Genomic DNA, 17,623 nt, shown 5'->3' with positions numbered 1-17,623 from the left:
TCATTATTTCTCAAAAATACTGATGGCATAACCACCACCTGCACCAGCCTTCAACTTGAGTACAGATTTATTTGTAACCACACGCTTCGTAATGACGTATGACTGTTGGTTAGCCTTATAACTTGCATCCTTGCCATCGGCATAGATGGTTGCCACATACTTCTTGCCTGGGGTAAGGAAATCAAGTTTCAAGTTGGAAAGGTGAGCCGTCTCACCTACAGTACAACCAACAAACCAATTACCTGTGCCCTTAGCCTTACGAGCAACTGTAATATACTGACCAGGCTCAGCCTCCAAGTAACGGCTCTCATCCCAGTCGATAGCCACATCCTTGATGAATTGGAAAGCATCTGCATACTTCTCGTAATTCTCAGGAATGTCTGCTGCCATCTGGAGAGGACTGTACATAGTCACGTATAAAGCCAATTGGCGAGCCAATGTAGAGTTGATATGATGATGCTTATTAGGGTCAATCTTGTTCATGTCACCCTCCAAGATGCCAGGAGTATAATCCATTGGACCACCCTGCAAACGAGTAAATGGCAATACTGTGGTGTGGAATGCCTTGTTGCCTGCGAAAGACTCATACTCAGTACCACGAGCCGACTCATTTCCTATCAAGTTAGGATAAGTGCGACAAAGACCTGTAGGACGTGTTGCCTCGTGAGCATTCACCATAATGTGGTGCTTGGCAGCCTCGGTTACGCAATAAAGATAGTGATTGTTGAGCCACTGACCATAGTGATGCTCGCCACGAGGAATGATGTTACCTACATATCCGCTCTTTACAGAATTGTATCCATATTTGTTCATCAAGTTGTATGCTGCCTCAAGATGGCGCTCGTAATTACGAACTGAAGCCGAAGTCTCATGGTGCATCATCAGACGGATGCCCTTGGAATGAGCATAATCGTTAAGTCCTTTGAGGTCGAAGTCTGGATAAGGAGTCTGGAAGTCGAACACATAGTCCTTGCTATGACCAAACCAGTCTTCCCAACCGATGTTCCAACCTTCCACAAGCACCTGAGAGAAGCCATTCTTCGCTGCAAAGTCGATGTACTTCTTCACGTTCTCTGTATTGGCAGGATGCTGACCATGAGGTTTCACCTTAGAATAATCAGTCTCTCCCAACTTCACAGAAGGAAGGTCGTTGGTGTATGACCATTGTTTGCCACCACCAATCATCTCCCACCAAACACCGATGTACTTCACAGGCTTAATCCATGAGGTATCAGTATATTTACAAGGTTCGTTGAGGTTGAGAATCAAACGAGAAGCCAACACCTTGCGAGCATCATCCACGACCATGATGGTACGCCAAGGCGTATGGCATGGTGTCTGCATGTGCGCCATGTTGCCCTGCGCATCAGGAGTAAGCTGTGACTCGAAAATCAAGCTCTTATCATCGAGATTCAAGTGCATACAAGAATAATCTACCAAGGCAGCCTCATGGATATTGAGGTAAATGCCGTCCTTGGTTTTCATCTGAAGGGAAGTCTGCACACCTGTTGGCGAGAAGATGGTCTGCGAAGCATTGCTGCAAACAGCATCTTTAAGCAAGCCTCTGATTTCTGAGAGTTTTGACTCTGTGTAGTCATACTCCTGCGTATCATAGTCGCCAGGAATCCACCAGGCCTTGTGGTCACCCGTCATAGCAAATTGAGTATGCTCTGCCTTCACTACGAAATAAGGGAGGAACTTCTGTTGTGGGAACTCATAGCGGAAACCTACTCCATCATTATATACACGGAAGCGAAGGTTCATGTATCTACCATTAGAAGGCTTTTCCATTTCAACGAAAAGCTCATTATAATGGTTACGAATCTCTTTCTCCTCACCCCATACTGGCTGCCATTTTTCATCAAATGTGGAAGTAGTCGTCTTATTGATACGGAACTTATCCATCAAAGAGTTTTCCTCCGCCAACTCGATGCCCAACGTACTTGGGTTAATGACAGTCTTGCCTTTGTAATCCACCTGATAGACCGGGGTTCCTTTGTCATTGAGCGAGAAAGTAACACTCAGATTGCCATCTGGAGATTTTACAGTTTGAGCAGAAAGCCATGCAGGAAGCATCATCATTAAACTTAAGAGCAAAATACTCAACAGTCCTTCTCGCTCGGAGAGGGATATTGTATGTTTCATCATTTTTATAGCTTTATTCAAGTTTGGTTATTTAAATACGTTAATCTATCTTAGTTGCAGGCAACTCATCCTCGCAAGAAGAAAATGTTGCAACAGCAGTAGCCATCACAGCCTGTTGGGGTGTGATGGTGTAATTAGATTACTTCTAGTAGGAACCGTCGTATTCTTCCTCCTCGTCGTCCATGAAGTATCTCATTCCTGGAGCATGTGCCGCCCCTGGATTGTCTATCTCTCCATTGCCGAAGCCAAGGCTGCTTGCGGCGAGTATCTGGCTCTCAACAGCAATTTCGATAACAGTGATAACCGGTGTTTGATATGTCTTCTTCATATTTTCTTTCATTTTAAATTATATATCGTATATATGTATACCTTTCACCAAGAACCTTGTCGGTCCACATTACTTAAGCACAACCTTCTTGCCGTTGTGGATGAACACACCGTGCTGTGGACGCTGCACCTTAACACCCTGGAGGTTGTAGTAAGCATCATCCTTTACAACTGGGTTGTTGGTGATGCCGTCGATTGCGGTAGAGGTGTTGCCAACGTAGAAGCGCAATGGGCTCGCGCTTACACTATTATCACGACCACCATTAATAAACAAGTAGCTCTTGCCAGGAAGTACCCAACCATCGTTTTTCGACTTCACGAATTCGCCATTATACAAGAAGTAGTCCTGGTTGCGGCCTGTAGACCAAAGAGCATCAACACAACCAATAAGCTGGTTGTCTACTGCGTCAAATTTGGCTTCATCCGAAGCAAGGATAGGCAATGTGTAGGTATTGTCTGCTTCACACTTAAGGATAAGACCAGTATGAGCAGGTACTTTCTTTACCTGTGTAAGGGCAACCGCATCTTTTTCCTTGTCGTACTTAGCGGTATAAGCAGTCAAACCCTTAACGCCTGAGAAGTCGAGATTGTATGCACTGGTGAATGTTGTCCACTCCTTGTCGGGGGTAATGGAGAGATCAGAGACAAACTTCGTGGTGTTACAAGGATTCTCATTTTCATCGTTTTTCAGTCCTTTGAAAGTATCAAGATAATTTGGCACTACATGCACTGTTGGATAATTGTCGAATGGGAAGCCATAACGTCCTGCCACAGGTTCTTTATTAGAAGTGATATAAACATCTGTCAACTTAGGACAGCTCCAAAATGCTTGATATGCCAAATAGCACTCAAGACCATTTACTACGACAGTTGTTAAGTTGGCATTATCACTAAACGCTCCCTGCTCAATAGTACTACAATTTGTTGGTATTACAACATTTGTCAACTGCGAATATTGGAATGCCCAAGCGTCAATCTTCTGCAAAAAGGGAGGAAACGTTATAGAAGCAATGGCTGATTTGAAAAAAGCATTTTTACCTATATAAGTCAAATCTTTTGGCAACTTGACATCATTAAGCTGTTGGCAATTATAGAAACTGCCATTAGGGAGACTTTTTATCTGTGTATTCGACAAGTCAACCGTCGTCAACTTGGTACCCTCAAACGCCCACTCACCAATACTGTTCAATGTATTAGGGAATGTAACTGCAGTTAAAGGACAGTTCTTAAACACATGATGTCCCAATGTTGTGCAACCCTCATTCAATTTAACGTTAGACAGAGAGGTACAACCTTCGAACACATTGTTGTATATCCCCACAACAGTTGAAGGCATAACTATATTATTGAGAGCGGTGCAACCATAAAAGGCATAATCCCAAAAATTCTCAAGTTTAAGAGGCAGCGTTATAGTAGTCAGAGAAGTATTTCTAGCGAACACACCATCCTTCATAATGGTTACGTTTGTATTCGACAAATCAACACTCTCTAATGCAGTACCCTCAAAACACTGACGCCGTATATCGTTCAATGTGGATGGTATATTCTCTATAGTCTTTAGATTTGAGCAAGATTTAAAGGCATGGTCACCTATCCACGTAACACCTGAGCCGTCCGCAAATTTCAGACCTTTTATTTTCTCGCAATTAGCAAAGGCTGCACGGTCATCACCGGTCCTGCCATTATTTTTATAAGCAGGATAGTCCTCACTACCAAGAATACCAGTCACATGACAATCTTTACCTTCAATCTCAACAGTCGCGGCGATAGTTACAATTCCGTTTGCTGGCATTGTGGCATTATCGTAATTAACAACAATACATTGACCATCAGACATTTCGTCGTATACTACGCCATCTTGCCTAACATCAGCAAAGGCATTAAGTCCACCAAACAGGGACATCAATGTCAAAGTAAAGAAAACTTTCTTCATAATAAGATTCTTTTAAAGTTTTATTTTTTAATTATCTACAATTTATTATGTTGGGTCTGCACGCTGAATCCGTCCATCAGGTTGTCGGCAGCAATAAGCTCGTAGCCAAGGGTAGACGGCTTTATAACCGTCTTACCCTTGTACGTCAAGCTATATTGTGGCTGCCCCGAAGGCGTAAGCTCCACATGCTGCTTTACCTTGCCGCCAGGTGATTGGCAGTCGAAGGCAAAGCCGGTGGCTACAGCCAACAACGAAAATATCAACAAAAGAAACCTTCTCTTTATATCTGTATATCTGTCTTATTTTATTTACTCCGATTTTGTGGCAGTCATAGTCATGTTCTTAACGTCAAGCGTAATGGTGTAAGTGCCTGCCTCGTCTGCCGAAACCTTCCACTTGTAGTCGCGCTCGTCGGGGTACTTAACGAGCATGCAGGCCGAATGAGACAGACCCACACCGTTCTCGGTAGGCATAATATAGTCGCACTCAAAGCCGTTGGTGATGCTGAGCGGGAACTTCATCTCGCCTTCCTTAAGGGCGATTGTTGCGGTGTAGGTGTTGTCGTCTACCTTGTTAAACTTAACCGACTGATCGATGCTCCAACCATTAGGTGTGGCATCGCCAACGGCGTAGACGTCGTTGAAATGATACTGAGCCTCGCTTCCAGGCACAACCACAACGTCGTTGCCTGTTACCTCTTCCCAGTTGGTTATGCCTGCTCCCTCTATCTTAACAGCACCGCTAGCTGTGAACGTAACGTTGTACACATACTTCTTGCCCGACTCAAACTTAACGTCGGCAGAGATGGCTGCCTTGTACACCTTACCGTTGTGCTCGAACTCGATGTTGCGTGTTGCGGCATCGTTGCCATCGATGTTAGGCAGCACGATAGCCTCAACATAGTGACCGTCAAAAGAGCGCATCTCCACATCCTTCTTGGTGTCGCCAGACACCATACTAAGCTCGTCGGCAAAGGCGCTGTACGACACCTTGGTGTACATACCCTTTAAGTTAGCCTTGAGGTCGGCCAGCGAAGAGCCGTCCTCGGCTTTGGTATTCATAAATATCTTTGTAAGCTTATGCTTGAAGTTGAGCACAGCCTGTGGCGCATCGGCGCTCACACCCGCTGTCTTTGCCCCAAGAAGGTCTATGAGAGCCTGGTTGTCCTGCTGCTGCACATCAAGCTCCACCACGCCAGCTGCAGCTGTAGTGCTGTACGGATAGTAAGCCACAACGTCTACCTTGCTGCCGTCGTTGGGCAGGCTGGCAGCCTTTCCTACAGGTTCAAAGTTGGCATTTGCCGCCCAGCCTTCTGTCAGGGTGTTGCGGTAGGCAAGGTTGTCGGCGGCATCAATGTCGGTTGTACCAGCCTTAAGGGTGTATACACCAATTTGGTCGCCGGCGTTCCACTGGTCGTCAAAGGCACGTGTCTGTGGCAAGGCGATGTTGGCAACGACCTGCAACTGGGCGTTCTTGGTATCGTTGCCGTTTACTTCTTCGTTGCTGCAAGAGGCAAGGGTCATAGCTCCTACCATTGCAAAAAGCATAAATGATGACTTTTTCATAATCTGTATTTTTAAATTAATATTGTTCTGTTTTTGTTTTGGTGTATCTCTATAAGAGATTTGTCGGTGTGCGTTTGGGGCTTATTGGCGTGCGTAAGGAGTGATAACGCCCATGTCAACAATGGTCCAGTTGGTTACAGATGAGTCCAATCCGTCCACACTTACCTTGCCTCCAACGTTAATGGTATCGTGAGAGCCGTCGTTGAAGTTGGCTACATATTTGCCTATCGACGTCTCAAGACGCTGCTGTGTACCGTCCGATAGGAACAGCACAAACTGCACGGTTACATCCTTGCTGAGGTCGAGCGCAAAGACATTGAAGGGTGCCGTTATTGTTCCTGTTGTGGCATTGACAATGAAGTCGGACACAGCCTCAACCGCAGTAGACGGAATGGATGTGCACATATTGTATGTTGCCATTGCATTGGAAAGGATGGCGTAGCCTCCCTGCACCACTGCGCTGCCGTCGGTAGACGTAACTTTGGCCTTAAGCGACACATTGAGTTGTCGTGTTGCCTGCTTCATGGGCAGCGTCAGACTTGTCTTGTCGCCCGTTAGGGATGTTATTGTCTGCGCTGCACAGTAGAAGGTGGAGGGTGTTCCGCTTATTGCTTCGGCATTGCCTGTGCTTTGCGAGGCTGCCTCAACCGTGGCTATGCTATCGTTCACGTCAACCCCCAACACCGGAACGTATGCCAGGACCGTATAGTCGCGGTTCGACTTAAGCTCCATCTGATATGTGTCCGACGCTACGTTGTAGTTGTCGCCGTTGACAGAGAGCACGTACTGCTGTGGCCGTTGCTGTGCATCTATGCCGCTCCAGTCGGTGTGTATGTCCACCAATGTGCGTGGCAGCATTATCGGGTCGGGCAGTTCGTCGCCGCATGATGCCATGCTTAGGAGCGTGGTGCAGAGCACGGAGCCTAATGCTAAGATTTTAAAATTATGGTTCATATCCTTGTAGTATATTTTTTATTTGTTCTACTTTCTGTTTATAAGCCTTGGCACTACCCTACCCTTATAAGATAAGGTGTAATAGGGTATGCCGTCCTTGCAGTAGGTGTTGAGCACAAACTGCTTTATCTCTACTCTACTGCTTGCTGAGCCTTACCACCTTGCATCCGTGTGCCGGAAGCGACGCGCTGACCTTCGACACCTCGCCCTCATCGGTGTGTGTCCAGAGGTCGCGACACTTCATTGTGCCGCTGATGCCAAGCTGCGACAATTCTACACCACGTGATATAGTGCGGTCCTCGCGGTTGAACAGAGCCACAACCACATCGCCGTTAGACATCGTTCCCCACCATATCTGCGAGTTGCCGTCGTTATAGTCGGTTGTCAGCGGCTTGCCTATAAAGCCGTCGGCATTAAGCGCAAGCATCTCCTTGTTCTGATAGAACTTGACGCGGTCGCCAACGGTGTTGTACTGGTCGGCTACGGCTATTGGTCCGCCAGCCATCAACTGCAGCGATATCGAGGTGCGACACTCGTCGTCGGTGTCGAACGAGTGGATAAGCGTAAAGTCGCCGTCGGCTATAATCTTGCCCTTGCCTGTGATGTCCGACCAATAGATAAAGCCCTCAAACTGGTTGTTGGTAGACGGCCACTGGTCGAGCTGGATATAGCCACGAACGCGGTTGGAGCAGTGGTCCCAGCCTCCCTCGAACGTGTCGGCCACGATACGGGCCATGTCGCAGTACTGAGTCTCATTCTCGCCGTGGTTCTTCATGTTAGGCATCACAATGGATGTAAAGACACCATACTTTGTGGCTGCCTCCTTGATGTATTGCAGGGCGAGCTTGTATTCGGCTGAGCCATAGCCACGTCCGACTACTTCGCCGCCGCCGTGGAATATACCGTCCTCAAAGGTGCACATAAAGTCCATACGGATAAATTCGACTCCTATACTTTTATAATACTTGAAGAATCCGTCGATATACTCCTTGGCTCCTCTGTGGCTCGGCACAATCCATGTAAAGACGTCGCTGGCGTTGGGGTTCTTGACGTGGTCCTTCGAGGGGTCGTACAGAAGGCTGCGCACTTTGTACTTGGTGCCTTCTATCGGCGTGTCGAGCGAGCCGTGTACCCACAAGGGGTTGTCGTATATGCCCAGACGCAAGCCCTTTGCCTTGCACATCTCCACGAGCTGGGTTAGCGGTATGTTGGCATAACTGGTCATATAGGTATGTCCGACGTTGTCGCTGCCCGACATAGTCATAAATCCGTCGGTGCATATCATATTATAACCGTATGGCAAGAGGTTGTCTGCCACCCAGTCGATATTCTTCTGCCACGTTTCAAGCGGCATGTTGCAGTTGGTTCCGGCTATCTCGGCCTTTCTGCCATATTCGTACACCGACCAGTAGAGCGGAGCCTTCTTTGTCACGCCTGTGGGTGTCTCCGGCGCAACGGGGTCGTCTGGGATATCTTCTGGAGTCCAACCTGTATTGAAGCTACCTCCATTTATCGAGTAATCGCTACATCCCATTGTCATAAGAGATAACATTACTGCGACAATTGATAAAACTATCTTTTTCATATATGATTCAACTTATTATTATTTTTTTTTAAACTTAACCTTCATGTCAATGACATTGATGCTAATCTTGTAGTTTCTAGATAGGGAGATCTGAAGGTACCTCTGCTTCTTTCTGCTTTTTAAAGGTAACAGTCATGTGATATGTATCAACTGTAACCTTATATTTACCCGCTTCGCCAGAAAGAACCTGCCACTTGGTATCAGGACTGTTTCTCTTGACAGCTCGTGAGTCAGTAATAGACTGGTTCTCGGAAGCAGCCATAATAAAATCGCAGCTCCAATCACTTGGGGTATCCAATGGGAATTTCAACTCACCTGCAGAAAGCTGACCGATCCATGTAAACAGGAACTTATTGACAGGATCTTGTGTCATTTTCAATGAGCCACCAATATTCCATCCTGCCGGACAAGCAGAACCAACCATATAAAGTTTGTTTATCTCTGGTTCAGGATAAGTAATTGAAGGTTGCTCGCTAGTTGAAAGATCAGCATTTACAACACAGAAACCGTCTTTTTCCACATGGAAAGTTCGAACAGCATCGCTCGCAGCATCTACTGCAATCTTGTAATCACCAGCCAACAATGCACCAGCATAACTGTACTTTGTTTCTGAAAGAACCTCTTCCATTAAAACACCCTCACCTCCTGTGGCATCAGCCTTGAATATGTAAAGATTACGCGGTTGAATCTCATAACCTGTCACATTGACCGTTGTTTTAGATATCTCAGGTTTCATGTAATGGTCTGCACCAGTTACTTCTGCGATAATCTCTCCTTCAACAACAGCAGTTGTACCAGTAGGAACACCCCACGTCTTCAAATATGAATTGAGCTGCTTATGAGTGAAACTAACGGAATTCTGTCCCTCGGGAATATAAATTTTACTGATGGAGTTCTCAAAGTTGCTACCCTCGAGATCCATCTTGAAATAATAATTTATTTTAGTACCCTCACCACGGTCTTGAGCTTTGCCCCATGTAAAGGTAACAGCAGTCTCTTCACCCTTATCCTGCTCCAGGGTCACCGATTCCTCAGAAGCAGCAAGGTGCATCTGATCGTCCACTCCAGGAATGGAGAACCGAATATCATCACCACTACAGCTTGCCAAAAACACAGGAATGGCGACAAGTATGAATAAAATGAATTTCTTCATGATAAATATCTTCTAAATAATGGTTTGTTATGTTTAATTCCAATATGGAGCCTGCTTCAACTTGGTATTTTTGTCTATCTCACTTTGATGAATAGGGAACCAATAGAATGCCTTTTTGTAAACACGAGTCTGATATTCTGTACGCTTATAAAAACTTGCAGCATCACGTCCATTGGCGTTCATTCCATAGAAAGGACCAGTAAGCACCTTCTCAGCTTCCTTCCAGCGTCGTAAATCATCATAGCGCAGTCCCTCACAATTAAGTTCTACGCGACGCTCTGCATGAATCAGATTTCTCATCTCAGACTGATTATCGAGATTGACATGTATGTAGTTGTCATCTGTATTACCTGTGGTATACTGGCGAACACCTGCACGCTCACGAATCTTATTGAGGTATGTCAGGATTTCCTCATTGCCCGGATCACACTCATTGAGAGCCTCGGCATAGTTAAGGTAAGCCTCTCCCAAACGGTAAAGTATTCCAGGGCGATACTGATAACTACCTTGTTTTACATTATCCTTATAGTAAATTTTCTTTTTTGCGAAATAACCGTTCTGAGGAGCATCATGAGTTCCGTTATTGTCGGTCTCTGTTCCATCACCTCTGAACATATTATAAACACGATCTTCCTGATTGAAATAACCATTGTTGAAGTTTACGCAAATATAAAAACGAGGTTCACGATGGCAATACATATTGTAAGTACCCTTGCGAGTGATGGATCCTCCATTACAAAGAGAGGCCCAATCGGTATTGTCGCGCTGTTCGTCGGCATCAGAGAAACCTTCTTCTTTATAATTAGATGCAGGATCGGTAATAGGAAGACCATTCTCCATTGAGAACGCATCCACCAAAGACTGTGTTACACCCATACCACCATTACCGCTGCTACGCAAAGGCGTTGCAAGCTTCTCATACTCAACATAATCACATCCACCAGGACGAGCAAACAGAATTTCGGTATTACCATCATCAAAACGTTTAAACATCATATCCTGGTATGACATAAATGGGTCAATCTTGCCGTCAGACTTTTTCACCTCATACAATTTATATCCAGCAGCCTCTGCCTCTGTAATCAACTCCTTGCAGGCATCGGCAGCCTTTCTCCATTTATTGGCATCGTAAGTCTGGCTTATGATGTTTTCTCCCTTGTCGTTCTTGTAGTTGGCATAGTCAGTATTACCATTAACCAATGGGCTTGCAGCATAGAGCAACATACGCGCCCTTACAGCCAGACACATGATACTGGTAGCACGACCATACTTGCGAGCCTCTGTATATTTGGCAGGTAATATCTTAGAAGCGGCCTGCAACTCCTTATCACACCAATCAATTACTTGGTCATAAGGGGTCTGACCAATCATCAGATCACTCAAGTTGAAGTTGGATGGTGTGATTTCGTCAGGTGCAAAAGGAATACCACCGTATGTATTGGCAAGCAGAGCATAGTAATATGCCTTCATGAAGCGACATTCAGCTTTCATGTACTCCACCTCAGCTGAGGTTATGCCCTGTTCGTTCAAAGCATGTACATTTTGGATAAAGATGTTTGCCTCACGAATACGCTGTGGAAAATTGGCCCAGAAGTTGCCATCCCAGCTGCTGTTGGTAGTCCACTCACCCAAGATAAAAGGAATGACTTTCCAATCGAACTGGCGATAACGCTCTGACGGTGTCATGTCGTCACCTAAAACCTCCCAACCCGCATACTTCAAATAGCCAAGATATGGATCAGGAATTCCAGAATAGACATTGGCAAGCCAGCCCTCGGTACGGGTCTTGTCATCAAAGACCATCTTCAGGTCAAGTTCGGTGTCACTCTCCTTGTCCAAGTAATCAGAACAAGACGAGAATCCGAACATGCCTAATACCATTGTCACAATATATAATGTCTTTCTCATTGTTTTTGTCTTTTATTATTTATTACTAATCAAAAATTCAACTGGAACCCAAACATTACAGAGCGCATGGATGGATATTTTAGGCCATCTGCTGTATCAAGCTCAGGATCCCACAATTTGAACTTAGAAATATAGAACAAGTTATTACCACTAACAAAGAAGCGGATATTGTTGGAATAAATTGCCTTAGTAATGCTTCTTGGCAAAGTGTAACCCAGTTCTATTGACTTAAGTCGCAAGAAACTCATGTCTTTCTTCCACCATGTTGAGGCATAATTGTTATTGGGATTGGTGCTTTCCGACAAACGTGGCCAGAACACATCTTGTGACGGATTTTCCTCAGTCCAGCAATCCTTATAGTTTGCATAAACATTTCCCATAACTCCTTGGCCACTTCCTGGAATAAAGTACTGAGTGCCTCCTATGATACGATAGCTCTGTCCTGTACCCTGGAAGAAGAAACTAAAGTCAAAGTTCTTGTATTCAACATTACCACCAAAACCATAAACAATTCTTGGGGTCGTTGTTCCACCTATATATCCCTCATCCTTGGCATCGACAACACCATCATCGTTCATATCGCGATATTTGATATCACCAGGTCGAACTACAGAGCCTATATTTGGAGTAGGAATACCTGCCTTCAACTTACCATTTTCGAAATCATCGTCTGTATAGAGACGTTCTGCCTGAAGTCCCCACAGTGTACCGATAGAACGACCGGTCAATGAACGATAAGTACCCTTTACTGACTCTGGTTCATCATACTCCTTGACTTCATTCTTAGCATAGGTGAAATTTGCTCTTAGAGCTACACGCAAATCCTTGCCAAACTTGTGATTCCAAGTAACAGTACCATCCACACCACTGTTGTCTACGACGCCATAGTTGGCATAGGGGTTACTCAAGAAACCTGCCTGTGTAGGAATAGTCTTACGCTGCATGAATATGTTGGTACGGTGCTCATAGAAGTAATCAAACTGGAGGTTAAACTCATTCCAAAGTCCCAACTCTATACCAACATTGGTCTTTGTAGAGGTTTCCCATGTCAAATTGTTAACACCTACCTCGCCCTCAGAATATCCTCCACGCCAATAATCACCAGAATAACCAAAATTATAGCCAGAAGCTCCAGTGTTAATAGTGGTAAGATAAGCGAAACGGCGACCTCCGATATCATCATTACCGACCTTACCTATAGAACCTTTCAACTTCAAAAGAGTCAGCCAATCAGCACAGTTTCTCATAAACTTTTCCTCAGAAATAATCCAACCTAAGGCAAGAGATGGGAAGAAACCGAAGCGATGGCCTTTGGCAAAATTCTCACTACCATTGTAACCGAAGTTGAACTCACCCACATAACGACGGTCGAATGTATAAGAAAGACGACCGGCTATACCTTGTGAACGCTTAGGCTGAATATCACCCCAATCGTAAGAACGCTGGTTATAAAGGAAGAGGGCATCTACGGCATGCTTCTTGGCAAAAGTATGATTATAGCCTAAGGAGAACTCTAAGTAAGTACTGTTATTACCATAGTTTGCATTGGAGCTATGGTCTAAGAACTCGCTACCATAGGAAAGTACACCATGAATCAACTCACCCTCATCACCACGCGACTTAGCCACACCATAATAGGTTGGGGTCTTTCCACGAGTTACAAAGTTCTCGTTATAGGTATCAAATGCAAAAGTTGCCTTGAACTTCAAACCAGGTGTAATCATTTTCAGGTTTTGTTCCAATTGGAAGAGAGATTCCAACTTACTTCGTGTTCCTCTATAATAGCCCTGCTGTGTACTCTCTGCCCAAGGATTGGCACGATTGGTACTGGCTTTAGGGATAGTACCATCTGAATAAATGGCAGGATGCACAAATGGTGGGGTTTCGAATGCATGAGTAAACACATTGTCGGTACTACTATTCGACTTGCGCAAGTTCTGCAGATATCCACCCACATTAAAACGAAGCAAGGTGGTTTTAGTCAAATCGAGATCAACATTGGCACGCATATTAAAGCGTGTCAGTTTTGACCCGGTATCATAAGGCAAAGTATCATCAGTATCCATAATGCCAGTCTCATGATAGACAGAAGCTGTCAATGAATACCTTAATATATTAGTTCCGCCAGAGACAGTCATGTTACCTCGGGTAGAAGTGGCATAATCCTTAGTGATTGCATCTATCCAGTCTACATCTGGATAAAGATCTTTATCGTAACCTGTATATGTTTTCATGATCTGATCCTTGGTAAACATTCTCTTACTTGGATCAGAACACAAATTGTTAAGTAACGTCATATATTCAGCTGCGCCGATGAATTCGGGCAATTTGGTCGGTTTCGTAATAGCCTGCTCAAATCTGAAGTCAATAGAAGGCTTAGCTACAGAGCCACGCTTGGTATTGATGATAATGACACCATTGGCACCACGTACACCATACATGGCACTTGCAGAAGCATCCTTCAATACAGAGAATGACTCAATTTCTGCTGGATCAATATCGTTCAAGCTACGCTCTACACCATCTACCAATACTAATGGAGAACTACCGCCTGCACCAAAAGTTGAAATACCACGAATCCAGAACTGCGAGTTGTCATAACCCGGTTCACCAGAAGGCTGATATGCGATAACACCTGCCAATTGACCAGCTAAGTTGTTACTCATTGAACGAGAAGAACCCATCTGGAGATTTCCCGGGTCAAGTGTCTGAATAGAGCCAATGACCGAAAGCTTTTTCTGGTTACCATAACCTACGACAACAACCTCATCGGCACTTACCGCATCTTCTTTCAACTGGATATTAAAGTTAATATCAGATCCAACCTTTACCTCTTGAGGCTTAAAACCGAGATAGTTAAAAACCAAGACACTGTTCTTGTCAGGTACATCGATATAGAAGTGTCCATCCATATCGGTAATAGCAATAATCTTGGTTCCCTTGACAGTGACTGTGGCACCTATCAAAGGATTGTTCTCATTATCGACAACAGTACCACTTGCCTTAATGCCTTTTTGTTGCTGCTGAGCAACATTAGGCAATGCAGCAGATATGGTAGTAACGCCAGCACCTACACCAGGCATCAGCAATAACGAGCATAAAAACGTCTGCCTTACATTCATGTTAATAAATATTTTTAGATATTAATATTTGCATCTTCTTTCATGATAACATTGATTTTCTTGCGTCCCTTTACCGCCTCGGTAAGAGAGACTCAAAACCCACGTATGAGAATACTAAGGTAGCCTTAGGAGAAACCTCGATGGTATAGTTACCATCCATGTCTGTAACTGCACCTGCCTTGGAAGAAGATGTCCTTACATTTACACCTATCAGAGGCTCACCAGAAGCATCAGTGACAGTACCCTGCACTTTCAGCATTTCCTGTGCCAAAAGCGTAAGAGGCATCAGCATGCACAAGCATAACAGTGCGGTTGTCTTTTTTAGGAATGTTTTCATTTGCTTTACTTTTAAGTTAATGTATATACTTTTCGGTAAGTAACCTTAATTAATCTATCTTATCTATTGCAGTCGCAGGACTATACTCCACGACGACTTTTCGTTCCAGCGAACAACTTCCCGAAGGTACTTCCACCGTAGTGCAATGAGTAGCCTCATCATAGCTGAAAGTTGCACTCACACCATCCACTTGGGCTGAGATAGGAGCAGAAGTATTATAGATGTGCATCACATAAGAACGGTTCTGAGGAGCTTTGCTTACTGAACCTTGACGTTCCGAGATGATGTATTCACCTCTGTTGCCATCACAAACTTGCTTCAAGGAAGTCTTGGCATAATCGGTAGCATAATCAGCATTGTCACCATCATCCTCATAAAGAGAACCTTCACCATTGGCACCAGCCACCACATGAAGCACCAAGTTATCAGGACGTTCCGTAACATTCATCACTGTAGATGGATTGAAAGGAATGACCGAACCTTCACGGAAGAAATAAGGTATCTGTTCTTCTGTAAATGTCATTGTGCGCTTGCATGGGCCTTCTATCATCTCATGAGTAGATGCACTCCACCATTTACCTTCAGGGAACCAGATTTCCTTATTGGTCTTTCTGTCACTCCCTGCTTGTGCCGTGATAGGAGCCACCAAGATGTCATCACCAAAGAAATACTCTCCATCGTATGTGTAAGCCTCCTCTACCTCTGGATACTCATAATAGAGTGGACGGCAAAGAGAAATACCTGTTTCGTATGTCTTGCGAGCCATCGTATAGATGTATGGGAACAAAGTATAACGCAAACGCACTGCCTCCAATATGGTAGGGAAATTAGAGAACTTCCAGATTCTACGTTCGATGCGGGCATCACTTGTGGCATGAGTACGGAAGATTGGGGTAAACACGCCAAACTGAATCCAGCGTAACACGAGGTTAGGATTGTTGATAAGTTCTTCACTTGAATACATGTGACCTCCCAGGTCGTGTCCCCAATAACCGTAACCAACATTAGAAGCCGTTGCTGTGAAGTATGGCTCAAATGCCAAAGCGTCATAACTGATATTGGCATCACCCGAGAAACCTATCTGATAACGATGGCTACCCAAACCTCCCCAACGATGGAAGATGACAGGACGATGGTCGGTACGCTTCGCTGCCTCATTATAGAACACATGGTTGCACCAGAATGTCTCACTCAAAGAGTTGGTATATGGACTCGTAAGATGCTGTTGCCAATCTATCCACCAGAAATCTACGCCTTCTTTTTCATGGTCACGGATGATATTCTTAAAGAAAGACTTTGTAAAATCTGTATAATCAAGACTCCAGTTGATGGTGTTCTTATCATCATTGAGATACTTGCCACCCAATTCGGACTTCATTGCCGCAAAATAAGATGGAGACTCCACCTTATTGATTCCATCGGCAGGATGCAAGTTGAGAGCAGTCTTAAAGTTCTGTTTGTGCATCTCTGAAAGTAATTGGGTAGCATTTGGAATCAAGTTTGTATTCCAAGACCAACCAGTCCAACCTCCACGACCTTCCGAACCACTGTAAGCATTACCATTCCAATGCCAATCCATGTCGAGAATCATCACATCAGTAGGAATCTTGTTCGTCTTCAAGTCCTTCATGATATTGCGATAATCATCTGCCGAATAAGAGGCATACTTGCTATACCAATATCCAAACACATAGTCTGGAGGCAAAGGTATGTCACCTGCTATCTTTGTAAAGTCGGCTATTGCCTTCTTGTAATTGTGACCATAACCCAAGAAATAAGTGTCCATTGCATGATTGTCTGCACGGTCAGCCCACCAACTATATCCAACTTCCGTACTTGGCACCAATGCGTATGAACGTCCACCATCTGCACGAGAGGAACTCCAAGAGTCGTCTATCACTGCCCAACCAGAACGTGACACAAGACCGTTTTCCATCTCTGAACGCTTGCTATCGCCCATCAGTCCATCCAAAGTACGGCAGGTTCCCTTCAGGTTCAATGGGTCTGGCTTACCTGGATACCATGCGGACTGAACACCATCACCGTTGACTGCAATGGTAAGGTTCATGGAAGAAGCTGGTATTGTACGAGGGTCTGTACCCTTGCGATACTTCAACTTCAAGTTGGATGTTGTTATATATAAATAGGTATCGTCTTCAGTTTTTGTAAATTGAGGAACATCCAAATTACGATTGACAACCGTAAATGTTGCTTGATCCTCAAACGTACCCTTTGCACTATACTCAATGCGTATCATCTCAGGAGTAAGCACGGTGAAACGAGCATTGCCACATTTCACGATAGCATTGGTTGCAGCCACAGGATTGTTGCTTACAACACCTTGCGCTGTTACCGTAAGAAATGCAGCACAAGCAATGAAAGCGAAAGATAATAATCTCTTCATGTTCAAATTGTTCTTTAATTGTTAGTTTATGTTATTTTAAATTCCAAATACAGTCTTGTCGGCGTTGTTGGTTGCAAAGATAGGGCTTTTTTAAATAGGTTATAACACCGTACACCAAAAATACAAATATGTACAAACAACACTTGTGCTGAATATCAGAGACTTATGATATTCAGCACAAGAGAAAAAT

Annotated in this window: 12 protein-coding genes; all 12 read right to left on the bottom strand. The window is 44.5% G+C overall.

The window, feature by feature from the left end:
* Positions 1 to 3 precede the first annotated feature (3 nt).
* The 12 genes from ACWJAO_RS01705 to ACWJAO_RS01650 all read right to left on the bottom strand — a co-directional run bounded on the left by ACWJAO_RS01705 (position 4) and on the right by ACWJAO_RS01650 (position 17,433).
* On the bottom strand, positions 4 to 2,082 hold the full coding sequence (locus ACWJAO_RS01705) for a glycoside hydrolase family 97 protein (protein ID WP_449139071.1): 2,079 nt from the start codon (positions 2,080 to 2,082) through the stop codon (positions 4 to 6).
* 208 nt (positions 2,083 to 2,290) lie between these two features.
* On the bottom strand, positions 2,291 to 2,473 hold the full coding sequence (locus ACWJAO_RS01700; RefSeq protein ID WP_449139046.1) for a hypothetical protein: 183 nt from the start codon (positions 2,471 to 2,473) through the stop codon (positions 2,291 to 2,293).
* Positions 2,474 to 2,542: 69 nt separating this feature from the next.
* On the bottom strand, positions 2,543 to 4,405 hold the full coding sequence (locus ACWJAO_RS01695) for a leucine-rich repeat domain-containing protein (RefSeq protein WP_449139045.1): 1,863 nt from the start codon (positions 4,403 to 4,405) through the stop codon (positions 2,543 to 2,545).
* A gap of 35 nt (positions 4,406 to 4,440) precedes the next feature.
* On the bottom strand, positions 4,441 to 4,671 hold the full coding sequence (locus ACWJAO_RS01690; RefSeq protein ID WP_449139044.1) for a glycoside hydrolase family 97 N-terminal domain-containing protein: 231 nt from the start codon (positions 4,669 to 4,671) through the stop codon (positions 4,441 to 4,443).
* Positions 4,672 to 4,713: 42 nt separating this feature from the next.
* Positions 4,714 to 5,970 carry a fimbrillin family protein gene (locus ACWJAO_RS01685; protein ID WP_449139043.1) on the bottom strand — a complete coding sequence of 419 codons (1,257 nt, stop codon included), beginning with the start codon at positions 5,968 to 5,970 and terminating at the stop codon, positions 4,714 to 4,716.
* 81 nt (positions 5,971 to 6,051) lie between these two features.
* Positions 6,052 to 6,810 (bottom strand): FimB/Mfa2 family fimbrial subunit, encoded by a 759-nt coding sequence (locus tag ACWJAO_RS01680; protein WP_449139070.1) that lies wholly within the window; start codon positions 6,808 to 6,810, stop codon positions 6,052 to 6,054.
* A gap of 250 nt (positions 6,811 to 7,060) precedes the next feature.
* Entirely contained in the window at positions 7,061 to 8,458 is a 1,398-nt protein-coding gene (locus ACWJAO_RS01675) for an alpha-galactosidase (RefSeq protein WP_449139042.1), read from the bottom strand.
* Positions 8,459 to 8,585: 127 nt separating this feature from the next.
* Entirely contained in the window at positions 8,586 to 9,662 is a 1,077-nt protein-coding gene (locus tag ACWJAO_RS01670) for a SusE domain-containing protein (RefSeq protein ID WP_449139041.1), read from the bottom strand.
* Between the two features lie 33 nt (positions 9,663 to 9,695).
* The gene (locus ACWJAO_RS01665; protein ID WP_449139040.1) at positions 9,696 to 11,570 is read right to left on the bottom strand and encodes a RagB/SusD family nutrient uptake outer membrane protein; all 1,875 of its coding nucleotides are present in this window, start codon (positions 11,568 to 11,570) and stop codon (positions 9,696 to 9,698) included.
* A gap of 29 nt (positions 11,571 to 11,599) precedes the next feature.
* Positions 11,600 to 14,692, bottom strand: coding sequence for a SusC/RagA family TonB-linked outer membrane protein (locus ACWJAO_RS01660; protein WP_449139039.1), 3,093 nt, complete (start codon positions 14,690 to 14,692; stop codon positions 11,600 to 11,602).
* Positions 14,693 to 14,762: 70 nt separating this feature from the next.
* The gene (locus tag ACWJAO_RS01655; protein WP_287861998.1) at positions 14,763 to 15,029 is read right to left on the bottom strand and encodes a carboxypeptidase-like regulatory domain-containing protein; all 267 of its coding nucleotides are present in this window, start codon (positions 15,027 to 15,029) and stop codon (positions 14,763 to 14,765) included.
* 49 nt (positions 15,030 to 15,078) lie between these two features.
* Entirely contained in the window at positions 15,079 to 17,433 is a 2,355-nt protein-coding gene (locus ACWJAO_RS01650; protein ID WP_449139038.1) for a TIM-barrel domain-containing protein, read from the bottom strand.
* Positions 17,434 to 17,623: the final 190 nt, after the last annotated feature.

It is taken from the genome of Segatella sp., from assembly GCF_977051555.1.
The sequence above is the reverse complement of the archived record's forward strand: the minus strand, read 5'-3'. Positions and strand labels throughout refer to the sequence as shown.